Origin of the sequence: Rhizohabitans arisaemae, from assembly GCF_025996515.1 — a bacterium.
Lineage (GTDB): Bacteria > Actinomycetota > Actinomycetes > Streptosporangiales > Streptosporangiaceae > Rhizohabitans > Rhizohabitans arisaemae.
The window spans coordinates 1,228,695-1,244,050 of sequence record NZ_BLRH01000034.1 but is presented as its reverse complement, the minus strand read 5'-3'; the positions used below and the strand labels follow the sequence as shown (position 1 = coordinate 1,244,050).

The following is a 15,356-nucleotide window of genomic DNA, read 5'->3' as shown; positions in this document are numbered from 1 at the left end:
GCGGCGATAATCCGGTGAGGACGTCGTCCATGGCGGGCCGTCCCGGGGGGAGGGCCTTCCGGCCGGCCCGATCGGACGGACCGTCCGGAGTCACCGCTGGTGACACGCCCGGTGTTACCCTCGGTAAACCGGGAGGAAGACGGCGAAGCGCGAGAGGGGAGTACCGGCAGGTGATCATCGGACGGCGATGACCAGGCGTGATGAGGCGGACGGCGCGGCGGCGTGGACCGCGTGACGGGCTCAGCGATAGCTTGATGGGCGTCCGTCGCCGTGTAGTGTCCCCGCGTAGAGAGAATTGTCCTTAAGCGTTGACCTTTGTTCGCCACCGGTGTCACCACCGTCGCAGTCCCGGGGCTGCGGGGCACGGGAGGGGCCGGTGACGGCGGTCAGCACCAGCACCGCGTCTTCGCGGAGGGAGGCCGAGCCGATCGATGCCGAGCGTCTACTGCACACGGTGTGGTCATGCCAATTCGGGTGATGCCCGATTCTGCTCAAACTGTGGTTCGCCGTTGAGCAGGTACGAGTCGATTGGGGAGACGACGTCCACCATCTCCCTGAGCGGATTCGAGCCTCTCGATCCCCCGGAGTCCGGCACGGCGATCGTCGGGGAGCACGGGTCGACCGAGACGCTGCATCCAGGAACCGCCCTGCTCGTCGTCATGCGTGGCCCCAACGCCGGGAGTCGTTTTCTCCTCAACGCCGACCTCACCACGGCGGGTCGGCACCCGGAGAGCGACATATTCCTGGACGATATAACCGTGTCCAGAAGACATGCGGAGTTCTATCGACGAGGTGACGTCTTCACGGTCCGCGACGTCGGCAGCCACAACGGGTCCTACGTCAACCGCGAGCGCATCGAGGAGGTCGTGCTGTCCGGCGGGGACGAGGTCCAGATCGGCAAGTTCCGGCTGGTGTTTCTCGTGCGCGGCGCCGGCGGGCCATGATCGGGCGTGACGGCGTCCGATCCCGGGGCGGGCGGCTTCCCGGGGGCGGGCGCCGATGAGCGCGCAGGCGGCACGGGCCTTCATGAGCATCGGGGAGGTGCTGGCCCAGCTCCGCGCCGAGTTCCCCGACGTCACGATCTCCAAGATCCGCTTTCTGGAGGGGGAGGGGCTCATCGAGCCGCAGCGGAGCCCTTCGGGGTACCGCAAGTTCACCCACCACGATGTGGACCGCCTGCGATTCATCCTCACCGCGCAGCGTGACCGGTACCTCCCGCTTCGGGTGATCAAGGACCAGCTCGACGCCGCCGGCTCCGAGCCCGCGCAGCCGCGCCCCCGGGTGGTGGGGGTCGCCGCCGAGCCGGTCGTCGAGCCGCGCCTGTCCCGCGCCGAGTTCCTGGACGCCGCGGGGGTCGACGACGACTTCCTGTCCGAGCTGGAGGACTACGGGCTGATCGAGCCGTTCGGGCGGCGGTACGACGCGGACGCCCTGGTGATCGCCAGGACGGTCGCGGCGCTGCGGGTGTTCGGACTGCACACGCGCCATCTGCGGACGGTGAAGGCTGCGGCGGACCGGGAGGCCGGGCTGGTCGAGCAGGCCGTCGGGCCGCTCCTGCGGCGGCGTGCCCCGGGTGCCCGGGCCCAGGCCGAGGAAACCACCAGGGAAATATCTGGACTTGTCCTGGAATTGCACACGGCGTTACTCCGGACCGAGCTGAGCAGGACCGTTGGCCCATAACCGCCGCGGGGGTGTTACGTTGAATTGTGGAGCCGATTGGAGAACGGGAGACGGAGCCGCCGGTGTTACAGATGGAGGTCGTCGGCGTTCGGGTTGAGATGCCCTCCAACCAGCCGATCGTCCTGCTCAAGGAGGCGGGTGGCGATCGCTACCTGCCCATTTGGATCGGCATGGTGGAGGCCACCGCGATCGCCTACGCCCAGCAGGGGATGTCCCCGCCGCGGCCGCTGACCCATGATCTGTTCAAGAACGTCCTCGAGGGATTCGGGGTGCAGTTGCGCAATGTGAACATCACGGCGCTGCGCGACGGGATATTCTTCGCGGATCTGGTCTTCTCCAACGGGGTGGAGGTGAGTGCGCGCCCGTCGGACTCCATCGCCCTCGCCCTGCGCACCGGGGCGGAGATCTTCGCGAGCGAGGAGATCCTGGAGGAGGCGGGCGTGCTCATTCCTGATGATCAGGAGGACGAGGTCGAGAAGTTTCGGGAGTTTCTCGACACCATCAGCCCGGAGGACTTCGGCCGCTCCGGCTGAGTGGCCGCCCATGGGGTGGACGGGATGTACGGGAGCCAAATCATGCGGATCGGGAAATTACCTCGCACGACGCGCCGAGCACGATCGTTGACGTTGGGTGCGGCCGGTCCTACGGTGCAAGTGAAACCCACGGCTGTAATTTCCAGACCCCCAGATCACGCCGTGGGAAGTAGAGAAGCCGGAGGTCCGCGTGGCGGCAAGCAGCGGCGAAGGTAAGGCGGCCGGCCAGGATGAGTCGTCGCAGCGCCGATCCGCTCAGCAGCGTGCAGGAGAGCAAGGCCTCCTGTTTGACGAGCAGCCGATGACGCTGCCCCCCGACATCGGCTATCGCGGTCCCACCGCGTGCGCCGCCGCAGGCATCACCTACCGTCAGCTCGACTACTGGGCGCGGACCGAGCTGGTGCAGCCGAGCGTGCGCCCCGCCCACGGGTCGGGGACGCAGCGGCTCTACGGCTTCCGCGACATCCTCGTCCTCAAGGTGGTCAAGCGCCTGCTCGACACCGGGGTGTCGCTCCAGCAGATCCGTACCGCGGTGCAGCATCTGCGGGATCGGGGGGTTCAGGATCTGGCTCAGATCACGCTGATGAGCGACGGGGTGAGCGTCTACGAGTGCACCTCGCCCGACGAGGTGATAGACCTGCTCCAAGGCGGCCAGGGCGTCTTCGGCATCGCGCTGGGGCGGGTCTGGCGTGAGGTGGAGGGCTCGCTGGCGGAGATGCCCGGCGAGCGCGCGGGAGAGGACGACTCCGACTACCCGGGAGACGAGCTGGCCCGCCGCCGCAAAGCGCGCAAGACCGGCTGAACACCCCTCCCGGCCCAAGATCGTACGCCTCCCGTCGGGTACGATATGAGGGCTGTTGACCCTATGCGGGAGAGATCCCGTCGCAAGCCAGCGCGGGGCGCCGAAGGAGCAATCCTCCCCAGGAAACTCTCAGGCATCCGTACCGCATGGGACAGGCAACTCTGGAAAGCAGGGGTTCGCCCCTCACCGAAGGGGAAAGCCGTCGCACGGGTGGAGGCACACATCCGGGCACTGCGACGGTGAAGCTCTCAGGTCTGATGACAGAGGGGGGAGACCATCCGCCGCGCGCTCCGCGCCGGAGGTCTCGACAGCCTTGGAGGCCCCCAATGACAGACCGGTCCCCGCTTCGGGATCTGCAGGCCCCGCCGTTCGCCGACCGTCACATCGGTCCCGATCAGGCCGAGCTGGACCGCATGCTCGACGTGGTCGGCTACGCGAGCCTGGACGATCTCACCGACGCGGCCGTGCCGCAGGCCATCGCGATCAAACGTCCGCTCGACCTGCCCGAGGCGGCGAGCGAGACCGAGGCGCTCGCCGAGCTCCGGGCGCTCGCGGGCCGCAACCGGGTGCTCACCTCGATGATCGGCCTGGGCTACCACGACACCGTCACCCCCGGGGTGATCCGCCGGAACGTGCTGGAGAACCCGGGCTGGTACACCGCCTACACCCCGTACCAGCCGGAGATCTCCCAGGGCCGCCTCGAGGCGCTGCTGAACTTCCAGACCGCGGTCTGCGATCTCACCGGCCTCGACGTCGCCGGGGCCTCCCTGCTGGACGAGGCGACGGCCGCGGCGGAGGCGATGACCCTGGCCCGCCGGGCCGGCCGTACCGAATCCGCCGTCTTCGTGGTCGCGGACGACGTCCTGCCGCAGACCAAGGCGGTGCTCCGGACCCGGGCGCTCCCGCTCGGCATCGAGCTCGTCGAGAGCGATCTGTCCGGGGAGCTCCCCGAGTGCTTCGGCGTGCTGGTGCAGTATCCGGGCGCCGACGGCCGGATCCGGGACCTGCGCACCGTGGTGGCGGCCGCGCACGCCGCCGGGGCGCAGGTGGTGTTCGCCGCGGACCTGCTCGCCCTCACCCTGCTGGAGTCGCCGGGCGAGCTCGGCGCCGACATCGCGGTCGGGTCCTCCCAGCGGTTCGGGGTGTCGCTCGGCTTCGGCGGGCCGCACGCGGCCTACATGGCGGTCCGGGAGGGCCTCCAGCGGCAGATGCCGGGCCGGCTCGTCGGGGTCTCGGTGGACGCCGACGGCGCTCCCGCCTACCGCCTCGCCCTGCAGACCCGCGAGCAGCACATCCGCCGGGAGAAGGCCACCAGCAACATCTGCACCGCCCAGGTCCTGCTCGCGGTGATCGCGGGCATGTACGCGGTCTACCACGGTCCGGAGGGGCTGCGCCGGATCGCGTCCCGGGTGCACCGGCACGCCACGATCCTGGCGGCCGGTCTGCGTGCGGCCGGGGTGAAGGTCGTGCACGACCACTTCTTCGACACGGTGCTGACCCGGGTGCCGGGGGAGGCGGCGCGAATCGTCGAGGCGGCTCGGGACCGGGGTGTCAACCTGCGCCTGGTCGACGCCGACCACGTCGCGATCTCCTGCGACGAGGTGACCGTGCCCGAGCACCTGCGCACGGTCTGGACGGCGTTCGGCGCCGGGGAGCAGGTCGTCGACGATCTGGACACGGCGACCGGGGACGCGTTCCCGCCGGAGCTGCTCCGGACCACGGACTACCTCACCCACCCGATCTTCCACGCGTATCACTCAGAGACTGCAATGCTGCGATATTTGCGGAAGTTGCAGGACAAAGACATCGCGCTTGACCGGTCGATGATCCCGCTCGGCTCCTGCACCATGAAGCTGAACGCCACCACCGAGATGGAGCCGATCACCTGGCCGGAGTTCGCCGGCATCCACCCGTACGCCCCCGAGGGGCAGACCGCCGGATACCTGGAGCTCATCGGCGGACTGGAGCGCTGGCTCGCCGAGGTCACCGGCTACGACGCGGTCTCCCTCCAGCCCAACGCCGGATCGCAGGGGGAGTTCGCCGGACTCCTCGCCATCCAGGCCTATCACCGGGCGGGCGGGGACACCGGGCGCGACGTCTGCCTCATCCCCTCGTCGGCCCACGGGACCAACGCGGCGAGCGCGGTCATGGCGGGCATGCGGGTCGCCGTCGTCGCCTGCGACGAGCACGGCAACGTCGACCTGGACGACCTCCACAAGAAGATCGACAAACACCGGGACCGGCTCGCCGCGATCATGGTGACCTACCCGTCCACCCACGGCGTCTTCGAGGAGACGATCACCGAGATCTGCGCCGCCGTGCACGAGGCCGGGGGACAGGTCTACGTCGACGGCGCCAACCTCAACGCCCTGGTCGGGCTGGCCAAGCTCGGCGAGTTCGGGGCCGACGTCTCCCACCTCAACCTGCACAAGACCTTCTGCATCCCGCACGGCGGCGGCGGTCCCGGCGTCGGGCCGGTGGCCGTACGGGCGCACCTCGCCGACTACCTGCCCGGCCACCCGCTGGCCGACGACGGCCCGGTGGGCCCCGTCGCCGCCGCGCCGTACGGCTCCGCGGGGATCCTGGCGATCTCCTGGGCCTACATCCGGATGATGGGCGGCGACGGCCTCAAGCAGGCCACCCAGCAGGCGATCCTGTCCGCCAACTACCTCGCCCGCCGGCTCGGGGACCACTATCCCGTGCTGTACACCGGACGCGCCGGGCTCGTCGCCCACGAGTGCATCGTCGACCTGCGGCAGATCACCAAGGAGACCGGGGTCACCGTCGACGACGTCGCCAAGCGGCTCATCGACTACGGGTTCCACGCGCCCACGATGTCCTTCCCCGTCGCCGGCACGCTCATGATCGAGCCGACGGAGAGTGAGAGCCTCGCCGAGCTGGACCGGTTCTGCGAGGCCATGATCGCCATCCGCGGGGAGATCGACCGGGTCGCCTCCGGCGCGTACGCACGCACGGACAACCCGCTGCGGAACGCGCCGCACACCGCGGCCTCGGTCGCCGCCGACGAGTGGGCGCACGCCTACCGGCGTCAGGAGGCCGCCTACCCCCTGGCCTCCCTCCGCGAGGCCAAGTACTGGTCCCCGGTCCGCCGGATCGACCAGGCCTACGGGGACCGGAACCTGGTGTGCTCCTGCCCGCCGCCGGAGGCCTTCGGGGAGGAGTGACCCTTCCCGCGGAAGGCCTGCCGCGCGGCCGGAAAATCGCTACCCTCAAGGCGATCAGGCTGCGGAAGGGGTGCCGATGACGGTGACGCCAGGGCGGGTCGACACCGGTGACGGCGACACCGGCGAGGCACGGTGCGACCGGGCGAGGACGCTCGCGGAGCGGGGCGACCTCGCCGCGGCGGCGGAGATCTTCGCGGAGCTCGCCGCCGACCCCGGCTCACCCTGGCGGGCCCAGGCCGCGGTGGGGCTCGCCGTGGTCCGGGAGGCCGGCGGCGACGTCGAGGGGGCCCGCGCCGCCGCGCGGATCGCGGTGGCCAGCGGGCACCCGGAGTACGCCGCCCAGGGCGCCTACCATCTCGCCCGCGGTTTCGAGGGGGAGGGGCTCGTCGACCAGGCGAGGGCGGCCTGGCAGGCCGTGGTGGGCACCGGGAACCCCGGCTACCTCCCGGCGGCGCACCTCGCCCTCGCCCGTCTGGCCCAGGACCCCGAGGAGGCGGAGCGCGCGCTGCGCGCCGCCGTCGGGACCGGACACCCCACCGTCGTGACCCGCGCCGCCGCGGACCTCGCCGAGCGCCTGCTCGCCCGGGACGAGGCCGAGGAGGCGGCCCGCGTCCTGCACGCGGCGATCGCCGTCGCGACGGAGCGGGACACCGCCCGGCTGCACACGCTGCTGGGCATCGCGCACCTGGAGCTCGCCTGCGGCGCCCTGATCACGGCCGTACGGGCGGAGACCGACGACCGGGCCTCCGCCGCGCTCGCCGTCGAGCTGCTCGCCCGGACCCTCCCGCTGCGCGGGCGGGAGGAGGACGCGGAGAAGGTCTGGCGGCACGGACTGGAACACCCCGACCCGGCCGTCGCCGACGACGTCTACGGACGGCTGCGCCGCGGATTCGCCGTCGAGGAGCAGCCGTCCGAGGCCGACGGGCCCGCGCCGTGGTGGGACCCGTTCGTGGAGCAGGCGGTGAGCTCCGGCACGCTCCCGGTGCTCACCGCGGAGGCCTTCGCCGCCCTGGACGGGCTGTACGTGACGGGGGAGCCGCTGGACCCCGAGGCCTACGCCTGGGGTTCCGCCTTGGAGCGCAGCTTCCTGGACCGCCTCGGCGCCACTCCGGACTGACCCTGTAGTTTGGGGCATCGTGCGGATTGAGACGGAGCACGGGCCGGGTGAGGTGCTGCTCGACCGGGTGGAGGCGCCCGAGCTGGTGCTGGCGATCACCCATGGGGCGGGGGGCGGCGTGGAGTCCGCGGACCTGCTCGCGGTACGGGACGCCGTCGTGGCGGCGGGGGGAGTGGTGGCCCGGGTGCTTCAGCCGTTCCGGGTGGCCGGACGTCCGCTGCCGGGAGGCGCGGCCCGCCAGGACCGGGCGTGGACGTCGATGATGGCGGCGCTCACCGAGGCGCTGCGGCGGGAGTACGGCGAACTCCCGCTGGTGGTCGGAGGTCGAAGCAACGGTGCCAGGGTCGCCTGCCGGACCGCCCGGGAGGTGGGGGCGGCGGGGGTGGTCGCCCTGGCCTTCCCCGTGCATCCTCCGCGTCGACCGGAGCGGTCTCGGGCGACGGAACTGGCGGGGGCCGGTGTGCCCGTGCTGGCCGTCAGCGGAGACCGCGATCCGTTCGGTGTGCCGGCGGCGGCGGACGTGGATCGCCTGGTCGTTCTGGCCGGGGAGGGCCATGAACTCATGCGGGATCCCACGCGCGTCGGTGCGGCGGTCGCCGGTTGGCTAGGCGGCCGTGGGGGCCGGCGTCCATGGGGCGACTAGGTCCGTGGGCCGATGCGGTGCGATGATGGCGCCGTCGGGCAGCAGCTCACCGGTGTCGTCGAAGAGGACGACGCCGTTGCAGAGCAGGCTCCAGCCCTGCTCGGGGTGTGCCGCGACGGTGCGTGCGGCTTCGCGGTCCGCTGCGCTGGAGGACGGACAGGACGGGTGGTGCGGGCACATCGGCGTGCCTCCGGGTTTCTCTCTGATCAGCTCGTCGAGACGTCGTGCCGGTGGGGACGGAGGCCTGCGCAACGTCGCGCATACCCCGTTGTGCTATGACGAAGGCCGAGCCTTTTAGGTTGGTTTGGGATGTCCACACAAGGACGTGACAAGTGTGGTCGGCCAGGTCCCATGGGCGACATAGCCCGTTTGGACGATTTCTCGGCTCCGCTTGGGGCCGGCCGGTTGTACTGTGACCTACTGCACAAGGGTCCAGCATGGATGATAACGGCCACAGTCCGACTAACTATCCAGTTTTGAGAAACGATCTACGACAAGTTTACGTGACTCCCAGTCAAGCCCGTCAGCAGGGCATCCAGTCCCCGCTCGAAGGTTTCTGTGGGGTCTTGTCGGGATTCCTGCTCTTTGTCCTGAATCTCAGTGGCAACACTTCCCATCACATACGAGCGTAATGCGCGAAGTGCCGTCGTGGCTTCCTTTAGACCGGCTTCCTGCAGTGAATCGCACTGTTCCCGGAGCATCGCGGCGGCGGTACCCCGCGGCGGCCGGGTGAGCGCGAGGGCGAGGACGCCGGGATGCTCCAGCAGCGCGGCGCGGCCGGCGCGGCACCAGGCGCGGGCCCGGTCGCGCCAGTCCGCCCCCTCGTCGGCCACGGGCACGGTGGTGACGTGTTCGGCGAGCGCGTCCATGAGCGCGTCCTTGCCGCCGGGGATGTGATGGTAGATCGCCATCGCCTCGACCTCCAGCGCGTCGCCGAGTCTGCGCATCGTCAGGCGGCGCAGCCCTTGGTGGTCGGCGAGGTGGAGCGCGGCCTCGATGATCCGGTCGCGGGTCAGCGGGACGGGTGGTCGCTTGGCAGGCATCTGATCATTATCGTCAACCCGCCTTACTGTGTAAAGGGACGCGCCCCGGACAAGGCGGCCTCACCGGCGCGTACCCTTGTCCCTCGAACCGGCTTTCACCTTTCTACTGCAAGGGAGCGCACCATGGCGTTCTTCCGTCCGCGAGTCAGCCGCGAGGCCGAGGTGCGCTACGTCGCCGACCAGGAGCTGGGGAAGGGGTTCCCCGAGCGTCTGGCGACGGCGCGTCAGGCCGAGCACGCGTTCCGCCAGGCTCAGGCCGACGGGGTGCCCGACGCGGAACTGCGGGCCCGCGGGGTCGCGTTCGACCGGGCGCTGACCGAGGCCCTGCGGGTGGCCGAGGCGGCCCAGCGCGCCACGTTCGGGGTGAAGGCCTACGACGACCGCATCCGGCGCCGGCAGGCCAAGGCGACCCCGGACGGGCGTCGCTGGACGGACCAGGTGGACCGGCTGCGGACGCTGCGCGAGGAGCACCGTCTCCGCGACGGGGTACGGCTGCCGCGGATCCCCGCCTGACCTTCGGGCGAACGTCCCGCCGCCGGGGAGGACCCGCCGCCTAGTTGTGGTCCTGGTCCCGGCGGCGCAGGTAGCGCTCGAACTCCAGCGCGATGGCCTCACCGCTCGCCTCGGGCAGGTCGGCCGCGTCCTTGCGCTCCTCGAGCTCGCGCACGTAGTCGGCGACCTCGGAGTCCTGCGCGGCGAGCTCGTCCACGCCCCGCTCCCAGGCCTTGGCCTCCTCGGGCAGGTCGCCGAGGGGGATCGGCACGTCGAGCAGGTCCTCCACCCGGCGCAGCAGCGCCAGGGTCGCCTTGGGGTTCGGCGGCTGGGCCACGTAGTGGGGGACGGAGGCCCAGAGGGAGGCCGCCCGGATCCCCGCCTCGCCGAAGGCGTTCTGCAGCACCCCGACGATGCCCGTGGGGCCCTCGTAGCGGGTCAGCTCCAGGTTGAGCCGGCGGGCGAGCGCGGCTTCGCTGACCGAGCCCACGATGGGGACGGGCCGGGTGTGCGGGGAGTCGTTGAGCAGGGAGCCGAGCAGCGCGGCCGTGCCCACGCCGAGCTTGCGCGCCACCTCGATGATCTCATCGCAGAAGCCGCGCCACCGCATGTTCGGTTCGATGCCGCGGATCAGGACGACGTCCCGCTCACCCCCGGGCGGCCTCGCCCAGCTGATCCGGGTGGTCGGCCAGGTGATCTTCCTGGTCACGCCGTCGCCGAGCTCGACGACCGGCCGGGTGACCTGGAAGTCGTAGTAGTCGTCGGGGTCCAGGGCGAGCAGCGGGGTCGCCCGCCACTCCGACTCCAGATGTGCGAGCACGCCGCTGGACGCCTCTCCGGCGTCGTTCCAGCCTTCGAAGGCGGCGATGAGCACGGGATCGACGAGCTCAGGGAATCCTGCCTGCTCGGGCACGCGCCGCCTCCTCACCGGCCGCAGCTGCGGCCGTCTCCTCGTTGATCTTGCATGTGAACCCGTGGGCGATTCCGCCCCTCGGGGGGCAGACCAAGGGTACGTGCTCTGCGGCAACGGTCACGTGTATCTAGATACGATGACTTTGTACGGCCGTGCCAAGTGTGGGCTCTTCGCAGGTCGGCGGGCATGTCGGGGCCTCGTCCCGGATGCGGGTCCGGCCGGGCGCGACCCGGCGGCCGTGCCCGTCCCGCGCACGGCGTCCGGTCGGCCCGGCGGACCGGGAGGGTCTCTCGAGATTCATCCCGGATTCGGGATCGGGATCCCGTTCCGTTCACCTCGCCGCAGGGTGGGTGCCGTTCAATCGTTGTCGTACGGCGTCCGGGTTGCTGCCTGAAGGGCCGATTCCGGCCTTCTACGGGCGGATATCGGTTCCCTTGTCATGGTTTTACCGCTCTGTGGTGGCGCGCTCCACGCGCTCCGGCCGTACGATGGGTGCCCTTTGGCAGTGAAACGGGGGTCGTGCATGGAAGCGGTCTTCTTCGACATGGACGGACTGCTGGTCGACTCGGAACGGCTGTGGTTCGAGGTCGAGTCCGAGGTGATGGAGCGGCTCGGCGGGGACTGGAGCGCCCACGACCAGGAGCAGCTCGTGGGCGGGTCCATGGAGCGCACGGTCGCCTACATGCTGGCCCGCTCCGGCAACACCAGGATCGCCCCCGAGGAGGTCGCCCGCCTGCTCGACGAGGGGATGCTCTCCCGGCTGCACACCCAGGTGCCGATCATGCCGGGGGCCAAGGACCTCCTGGTCTCCCTGCGTGAGGAGGGGGTGCCCCGCGGGCTGGTGACCGCCTCCCAGCCGAAGATCATGCGGGCGGTCCTGGACGGGCTGGACGAGGCGCTCTTCGACGTGACGGTGTGCGCGGGCGACGTGGTCCGGAACAAGCCGCACCCCGACCCCTACCTCACCGCCGCGCGCCTACTGGCGGTGGATCCGCCGCGCTGCACGGCCCTGGAGGACTCGCCCAACGGGGTGGCCTCCGCCGAGGCGGCCGGGATGACGGTGGTGGCGGTGCCGAGTGTGGTGCCCATCGCGCCCGCCCCGCGCCGCAGGGTGGTCTCCTCGCTCACCGAGGTGGACGTAGCCTGGCTGAAGAGCCTGCACCTGTAGCGCACCCTTCCCGCGGCGGCGCCGATCTCATCCCGTGTCCGGGGTCCATACCCTCCCCAAGGAGGAGAGGCCACGGACAGGGCAGAGGGGAGAATGGAAGCATGCCGAGCTATGAGCAGATCGCGTGGTTGCCGTTGTGTACGGGCCTGACGGCAGTCGGCCTGGTGTTGAGCTGGCTGGCGCTGCGCCGCCGGGGCGCCGCGGCCGGGATCCGGGGAGCGGCCTGGTCCCTGCTTCCGCTCGCCGCCTACCTCACCGGCGCCGTCGCCCTGGTGTGGACGGTTCTCAGTCAGGCCGTCTCGTTCGTCGCGGGGTTCGTCTTCTCTCCGGTCAAATGGGCCGGTGTGGTGATCGCCGGGCTCGCCGCGGTCCTCTTCGTGGTCTCCGGGGTGCTCCGGGCGCGGCGGTCGGCGGGTGCCGGGCCCGGCAAGCGGGCCAAGGCCGCTCCGCCGGCTCAGCCGCCCGCGGCCGGTGTGACACCGGGGGCGCAGGGGGCGCCCAAGCCGGTGGGACCGGGGCGCAAGCCCTCGGGTAAAGCCGCCGCGGACGATGATCTGTCGGAGATCGAGGAAATTCTTCGGCGCCGGGGGATTAGCTAGCGGAATCCCTGGTTCGCACCCTTGTAAATCGGGTATGACCGAATGTCTCACAATAAGTAACGCATTCCCCACAGACCTCACACATACCACGTCTGCCTGCGCCGGGAAGTCAATCGGCTTTTCCGGATGATTCTAAAATTTCACGGTTTCGGGATAGAGCTGTCATAAGCCATGCCGACTTCGACAAGATCAATACGAGTCGGTTTCGCGTCAGTCACAATCGAGCCACGGAGGTCTCTCAGGGACTGGCGGCGGATACACAACCCATAGATTCTGCACCCTGGGGCCGAACACTTCCGGCTCAATCGGACACTGTCGTCTGTGATCCAGGGGGCCAGGAAATGACCGCACCAGTTGACGTCTCCGGCAAGGCCGAACAGGCTTCGCCGGACGGTGCGGGCCGCAAGGCCGTACAAGGCAGGTCGCTGACCCAGATCGCCTGGGGACGACTGAAGCGTGACTACGTGGCGCTCGCGGGCGCCGTGGTGGTCCTCCTGCTCATCTTCATCGCGATCTTCGCCCCGCTCATCGTCAACCTGTGGGGTCAGGACCCGCTCCAGTTCAACCAGGACCAGATCGACTCCGGGACGCTGATGCCCAAGGGCGACTACGGGGGGATCAGCTCGGACCACCTGTTCGGCCTCGAACCGCTCAACGGGCGCGACCTGTTCAGCCGGGTCGTGTACGGAGCCCGGATCTCCCTGCTCATCGCCTTCCTGGCCACCATCCTGTCCGTGGTCATCGGAACCGTGCTCGGGATGATCGCGGGATTCTTCGGCGGCTGGGTGGACACCCTGATCAGCCGGGCGATGGACGTCTTCCTCGCCTTCCCGCTGCTGGTTTTCGCCATCGCCATCGCCGGGATCATCCCCGACCAGGCGTTCGGCCTCACCGGTGACACCCTGCGCGTGGCGCTGCTCGTGTTCATCATCGGCTTCTTCAACTGGCCCTACATCGGCCGGATCGTCCGCGGCCAGACGCTGTCGCTGCGCGAGCGGGAGTTCGTCGACGCGGCGCGGAGCCTGGGCGCGCGCACGCCGTACATCATCTTCCGGGAGCTGCTGCCGAACCTGATGGCGCCGATCCTCGTCTACTCCACGCTGCTGATCCCGAGCAACATCCTCTTCGAGGCCGCGCTCTCCTTCCTCGGGGTGGGCGTGCGCCCGCCGACGCCGACCTGGGGCGGCATGCTCTCGGATGCGGTCCGGTTCTACACAGCACCCCACTTCGCCGTCTTCCCCGGACTCGCGATCTTCGTCACCGTGCTCGCGTTCAACCTGTTCGGCGACGGCCTGCGCGACGCATTCGACCCGCGCTCCCGACGATGACCTTTCCGATCCCCCGTAAGTCCCCGGCTCCTAAAACACAAGGGGTGCAACAGTAGATGAGAAGAAGACCCGCACTGGCCGCGGTCGCCCTCGGCGCCGCCCTCACCCTGGGCCTGTCGGCCTGTGGAACCGGGGGCGAAGAGCCGAAGCAGGGCACCCAGGGAAGCGCCACGGCCCCGGCCTCGCAGAAGGCGGAGTTCAACGCCGCGCTGAACGGCGTGTTCAACCCCTCGACGAAGAAGGGGGGGACACTGAAGTTCGCCAACTCCGGCGAGTGGGACTCCCTGGACCCGGCCGACACCTACTACGGCTACTCTTGGAACTTCATCCGGCTGTACGGGCGTGCGCTGGTGATGTTCAAGTCCGCCCCCGGCGAGGAGGGCAACACGCTCGTTCCCGACCTCGCCGAGAACCTGGGCACCCCGAGCGCCGACTTCAAGACCTGGACGTACAAGCTGCGCGCCGGGGTGAAGTTCGAGGACGGCACCCCGATCACCTCCAAGGACGTCAAGTACGGCGTCATGCGCTCGGTCGACCGGGAGACGTTCCCGAACGGTCCGACGTACCTGGGTGACATGCTCAACTGGCCCAAGGACTACAAGGGCCCGTACAAGTCCAAGGGCGTCGACGTGAGCTCGGCGATCGAGACCCCCGACGACCAGACGATCGTCTTCCACCTCAAGCAGGGCTACAGCGGGTTCGACTACCTGACCCAGATGCCGGTCACGATGCCGGTGCCCGAGGCCAAGGACACCGGGGCCAAGTTCCAGGAGCACGTGATCTCCTCGGGCCCGTACATGTTCGAGAAGAACGAGATCGGCAAGGGCTTCTCGCTCGTCCGCAACCCGCACTGGGACGCGGCGACCGACCCGAACCGCCCGGCGCTGCCGGACCGCATCGAGGTCCAGCTCAAGGTCAACGCCGACGACCTCGACAACCGGCTGATCTCCGGGGACATCCACGTGGACGTCACCGGCGTCGGTGTCCAGCCGGCCGCGCTGTCCAAGGTCCTCCCGGACCCGGCGCTGAAGGCGCAGAGCGACAACCCGACGATCCAGCGCACCTGGTACACCTCGATCCCCACCACGGTCCCGCCGCTGGACAACATCGACTGCCGCAAGGCGATCATGTACGCCTGGGACCGCACCGCCTATCAGACCGCCTACGGCGGCGAGTTCTCCGGCGGCCAGATCGCGACCAGCCTCCTGCCGCCGACCGTCCCCGGCTACCAGCCGGTCGACCTCTACCCGGCGGGTGCCGACAACAAGGGCGACGTGGCCAAGGCCAAGGAGCACCTCACCAAGTGCGGCAAGCCCGACGGCTTCGAGACCAACATCGCCTACCGGGCCGAGCGTCCCAAGGAGAAGGCCGCCGCCGAGGGTCTGCAGCAGTCGCTGGGCCGCGTCGGCATCAAGCTCACCCTCAAGCCGTTCCCGCAGGGCGACTACTTCTCCCTGTACGCCGGCAAGCCGCCGTACGTCAAGGACAACAAGCTGGGTCTGACGCTGAACGGCTGGGGTTCGGACTATCCCGAGGGCTACGGCTTCCTCCAGCAGATCGTGGACAGCCGGGTCATCCGGGAGACCGGTGGCTCCTCCAACGTCAGCATCCGGATCCCGGACGTGGACAAGCTGATCGACGACTCCGTCAAGGAAGCCGACATCAAGAAGCGTGAGCCGATCTGGGCCGCGATCGACAAGCGGGTCATGGAAGAGGCTGTGGTCATCCCGGGCCTCTGGGCGAAGGCCCTCCTGCTCCGCGGCAAGGGTGTCACCAACGTCTTCGTCAGCTCTTCCCAGCAGATGTACGACTACGTCGCCATGGGCGTCGAGTAGTCCTGCGTCGGCCGGAAG

Annotated in this window: 15 protein-coding genes and 2 riboswitches; of the genes, 12 read left to right on the top strand and 3 right to left on the bottom strand. The window is 69.7% G+C overall.

From position 1 onward, the window contains the following. Nucleotides 1–431: 431 nt before the first annotated feature. The 7 genes from RUR_RS21250 (at nucleotide 432) to RUR_RS21220 (ending at nucleotide 7,960) form a co-directional block, all read left to right on the top strand. The gene (locus RUR_RS21250) at nucleotides 432–944 is read left to right on the top strand and encodes a double zinc ribbon and FHA domain-containing protein (protein ID WP_283136851.1); all 513 of its coding nucleotides are present in this window, start codon (nucleotides 432–434) and stop codon (nucleotides 942–944) included. Nucleotides 945–999: 55 nt separating this feature from the next. Then, nucleotides 1,000–1,680, top strand: a complete 681-nt coding sequence (gene ftsR, locus RUR_RS21245; protein WP_283136850.1) for a transcriptional regulator FtsR — start codon at nucleotides 1,000–1,002, stop codon at nucleotides 1,678–1,680. Between the two features lie 62 nt (nucleotides 1,681–1,742). Then, a complete protein-coding gene (locus RUR_RS21240) occupies nucleotides 1,743–2,213 on the top strand; it encodes a bifunctional nuclease family protein (protein WP_283136849.1) in 471 nt (156 codons plus the stop codon). Between the two features lie 190 nt (nucleotides 2,214–2,403). Continuing rightward, on the top strand, nucleotides 2,404–3,015 hold the full coding sequence (locus tag RUR_RS21235; protein WP_283136848.1) for a MerR family transcriptional regulator: 612 nt from the start codon (nucleotides 2,404–2,406) through the stop codon (nucleotides 3,013–3,015). A gap of 56 nt (nucleotides 3,016–3,071) precedes the next feature. After that, nucleotides 3,072–3,170: riboswitch (glycine riboswitch) on the top strand. Continuing rightward, a riboswitch (glycine riboswitch) is annotated at nucleotides 3,171–3,289 on the top strand. A gap of 52 nt (nucleotides 3,290–3,341) precedes the next feature. Then, nucleotides 3,342–6,200, top strand: coding sequence for an aminomethyl-transferring glycine dehydrogenase (gcvP, locus tag RUR_RS21230; protein WP_283136847.1), 2,859 nt, complete (start codon nucleotides 3,342–3,344; stop codon nucleotides 6,198–6,200). 76 nt (nucleotides 6,201–6,276) lie between these two features. Continuing rightward, nucleotides 6,277–7,317 (top strand): tetratricopeptide repeat protein, encoded by a 1,041-nt coding sequence (locus RUR_RS21225; protein ID WP_283136846.1) that lies wholly within the window; start codon nucleotides 6,277–6,279, stop codon nucleotides 7,315–7,317. A 19-nt stretch (nucleotides 7,318–7,336) separates the two neighbouring features. Further along, nucleotides 7,337–7,960 carry an alpha/beta hydrolase family protein gene (locus RUR_RS21220; RefSeq protein WP_428847010.1) on the top strand — a complete coding sequence of 208 codons (624 nt, stop codon included), beginning with the start codon at nucleotides 7,337–7,339 and terminating at the stop codon, nucleotides 7,958–7,960. Here the strand turns inward: RUR_RS21220 and RUR_RS21215 are convergent. Continuing rightward, complete coding sequence (locus RUR_RS21215; protein ID WP_283137067.1) at nucleotides 7,922–8,140, bottom strand: DUF5999 family protein; 219 nt, start codon at nucleotides 8,138–8,140, stop codon at nucleotides 7,922–7,924. The genes RUR_RS21220 and RUR_RS21215 overlap by 39 nt on opposite strands. A gap of 308 nt (nucleotides 8,141–8,448) precedes the next feature. Beyond that, complete coding sequence (locus RUR_RS21210) at nucleotides 8,449–9,003, bottom strand: TetR/AcrR family transcriptional regulator C-terminal domain-containing protein (RefSeq protein ID WP_283136845.1); 555 nt, start codon at nucleotides 9,001–9,003, stop codon at nucleotides 8,449–8,451. Between the two features lie 123 nt (nucleotides 9,004–9,126). Here RUR_RS21210 and RUR_RS21205 point away from each other — a divergent pair, with 123 nt between their 5' ends. Next, a complete protein-coding gene (locus RUR_RS21205; RefSeq protein WP_283136844.1) occupies nucleotides 9,127–9,516 on the top strand; it encodes a hypothetical protein in 390 nt (129 codons plus the stop codon). Between the two features lie 40 nt (nucleotides 9,517–9,556). Here the strand turns inward: RUR_RS21205 and RUR_RS21200 are convergent, their stop codons facing one another. Next, nucleotides 9,557–10,408, bottom strand: coding sequence for a PAC2 family protein (locus RUR_RS21200; protein ID WP_283136843.1), 852 nt, complete (start codon nucleotides 10,406–10,408; stop codon nucleotides 9,557–9,559). A gap of 523 nt (nucleotides 10,409–10,931) precedes the next feature. Between RUR_RS21200 and RUR_RS21195 the strand changes: the two genes are divergently transcribed. The 4 genes from RUR_RS21195 (at nucleotide 10,932) to RUR_RS21180 (ending at nucleotide 15,338) form a co-directional block, all read left to right on the top strand. Then, on the top strand, nucleotides 10,932–11,576 hold the full coding sequence (locus RUR_RS21195; protein ID WP_283136842.1) for an HAD family hydrolase: 645 nt from the start codon (nucleotides 10,932–10,934) through the stop codon (nucleotides 11,574–11,576). 101 nt (nucleotides 11,577–11,677) lie between these two features. Next, on the top strand, nucleotides 11,678–12,175 hold the full coding sequence (locus RUR_RS21190; protein ID WP_283136841.1) for a cellulose synthase: 498 nt from the start codon (nucleotides 11,678–11,680) through the stop codon (nucleotides 12,173–12,175). A gap of 341 nt (nucleotides 12,176–12,516) precedes the next feature. Further along, a complete protein-coding gene (locus RUR_RS21185) occupies nucleotides 12,517–13,503 on the top strand; it encodes an ABC transporter permease (RefSeq protein ID WP_283136840.1) in 987 nt (328 codons plus the stop codon). A gap of 56 nt (nucleotides 13,504–13,559) precedes the next feature. After that, nucleotides 13,560–15,338, top strand: coding sequence for an ABC transporter substrate-binding protein (locus RUR_RS21180; protein ID WP_283136839.1), 1,779 nt, complete (start codon nucleotides 13,560–13,562; stop codon nucleotides 15,336–15,338). Nucleotides 15,339–15,356: the final 18 nt, after the last annotated feature.

What these genes read in the sequence shown, in the direction of transcription:
- RUR_RS21250 (WP_283136851.1), top strand. Translation starts at nt 432, where the DNA reads ATGCCGAGCGTCTACTGCACACGGTGTGGTCATGCCAATTCGGGTGAT.
- ftsR (WP_283136850.1), top strand. Translation starts at nt 1,000, where the DNA reads ATGAGCGCGCAGGCGGCACGGGCCTTCATGAGCATCGGGGAGGTGCTG.
- gcvP (WP_283136847.1), top strand. Translation starts at nt 3,342, where the DNA reads ATGACAGACCGGTCCCCGCTTCGGGATCTGCAGGCCCCGCCGTTCGCC.
- RUR_RS21225 (WP_283136846.1), top strand. Translation starts at nt 6,277, where the DNA reads ATGACGGTGACGCCAGGGCGGGTCGACACCGGTGACGGCGACACCGGC.
- RUR_RS21215 (WP_283137067.1), bottom strand. Translation starts at nt 8,140, where the DNA reads ATGTGCCCGCACCACCCGTCCTGTCCGTCCTCCAGCGCAGCGGACCGC.
- RUR_RS21210 (WP_283136845.1), bottom strand. Translation starts at nt 9,003, where the DNA reads ATGCCTGCCAAGCGACCACCCGTCCCGCTGACCCGCGACCGGATCATC.
- RUR_RS21205 (WP_283136844.1), top strand. Translation starts at nt 9,127, where the DNA reads ATGGCGTTCTTCCGTCCGCGAGTCAGCCGCGAGGCCGAGGTGCGCTAC.
- RUR_RS21195 (WP_283136842.1), top strand. Translation starts at nt 10,932, where the DNA reads ATGGAAGCGGTCTTCTTCGACATGGACGGACTGCTGGTCGACTCGGAA.
- RUR_RS21190 (WP_283136841.1), top strand. Translation starts at nt 11,678, where the DNA reads ATGCCGAGCTATGAGCAGATCGCGTGGTTGCCGTTGTGTACGGGCCTG.
- RUR_RS21185 (WP_283136840.1), top strand. Translation starts at nt 12,517, where the DNA reads ATGACCGCACCAGTTGACGTCTCCGGCAAGGCCGAACAGGCTTCGCCG.
- RUR_RS21180 (WP_283136839.1), top strand. Translation starts at nt 13,560, where the DNA reads ATGAGAAGAAGACCCGCACTGGCCGCGGTCGCCCTCGGCGCCGCCCTC.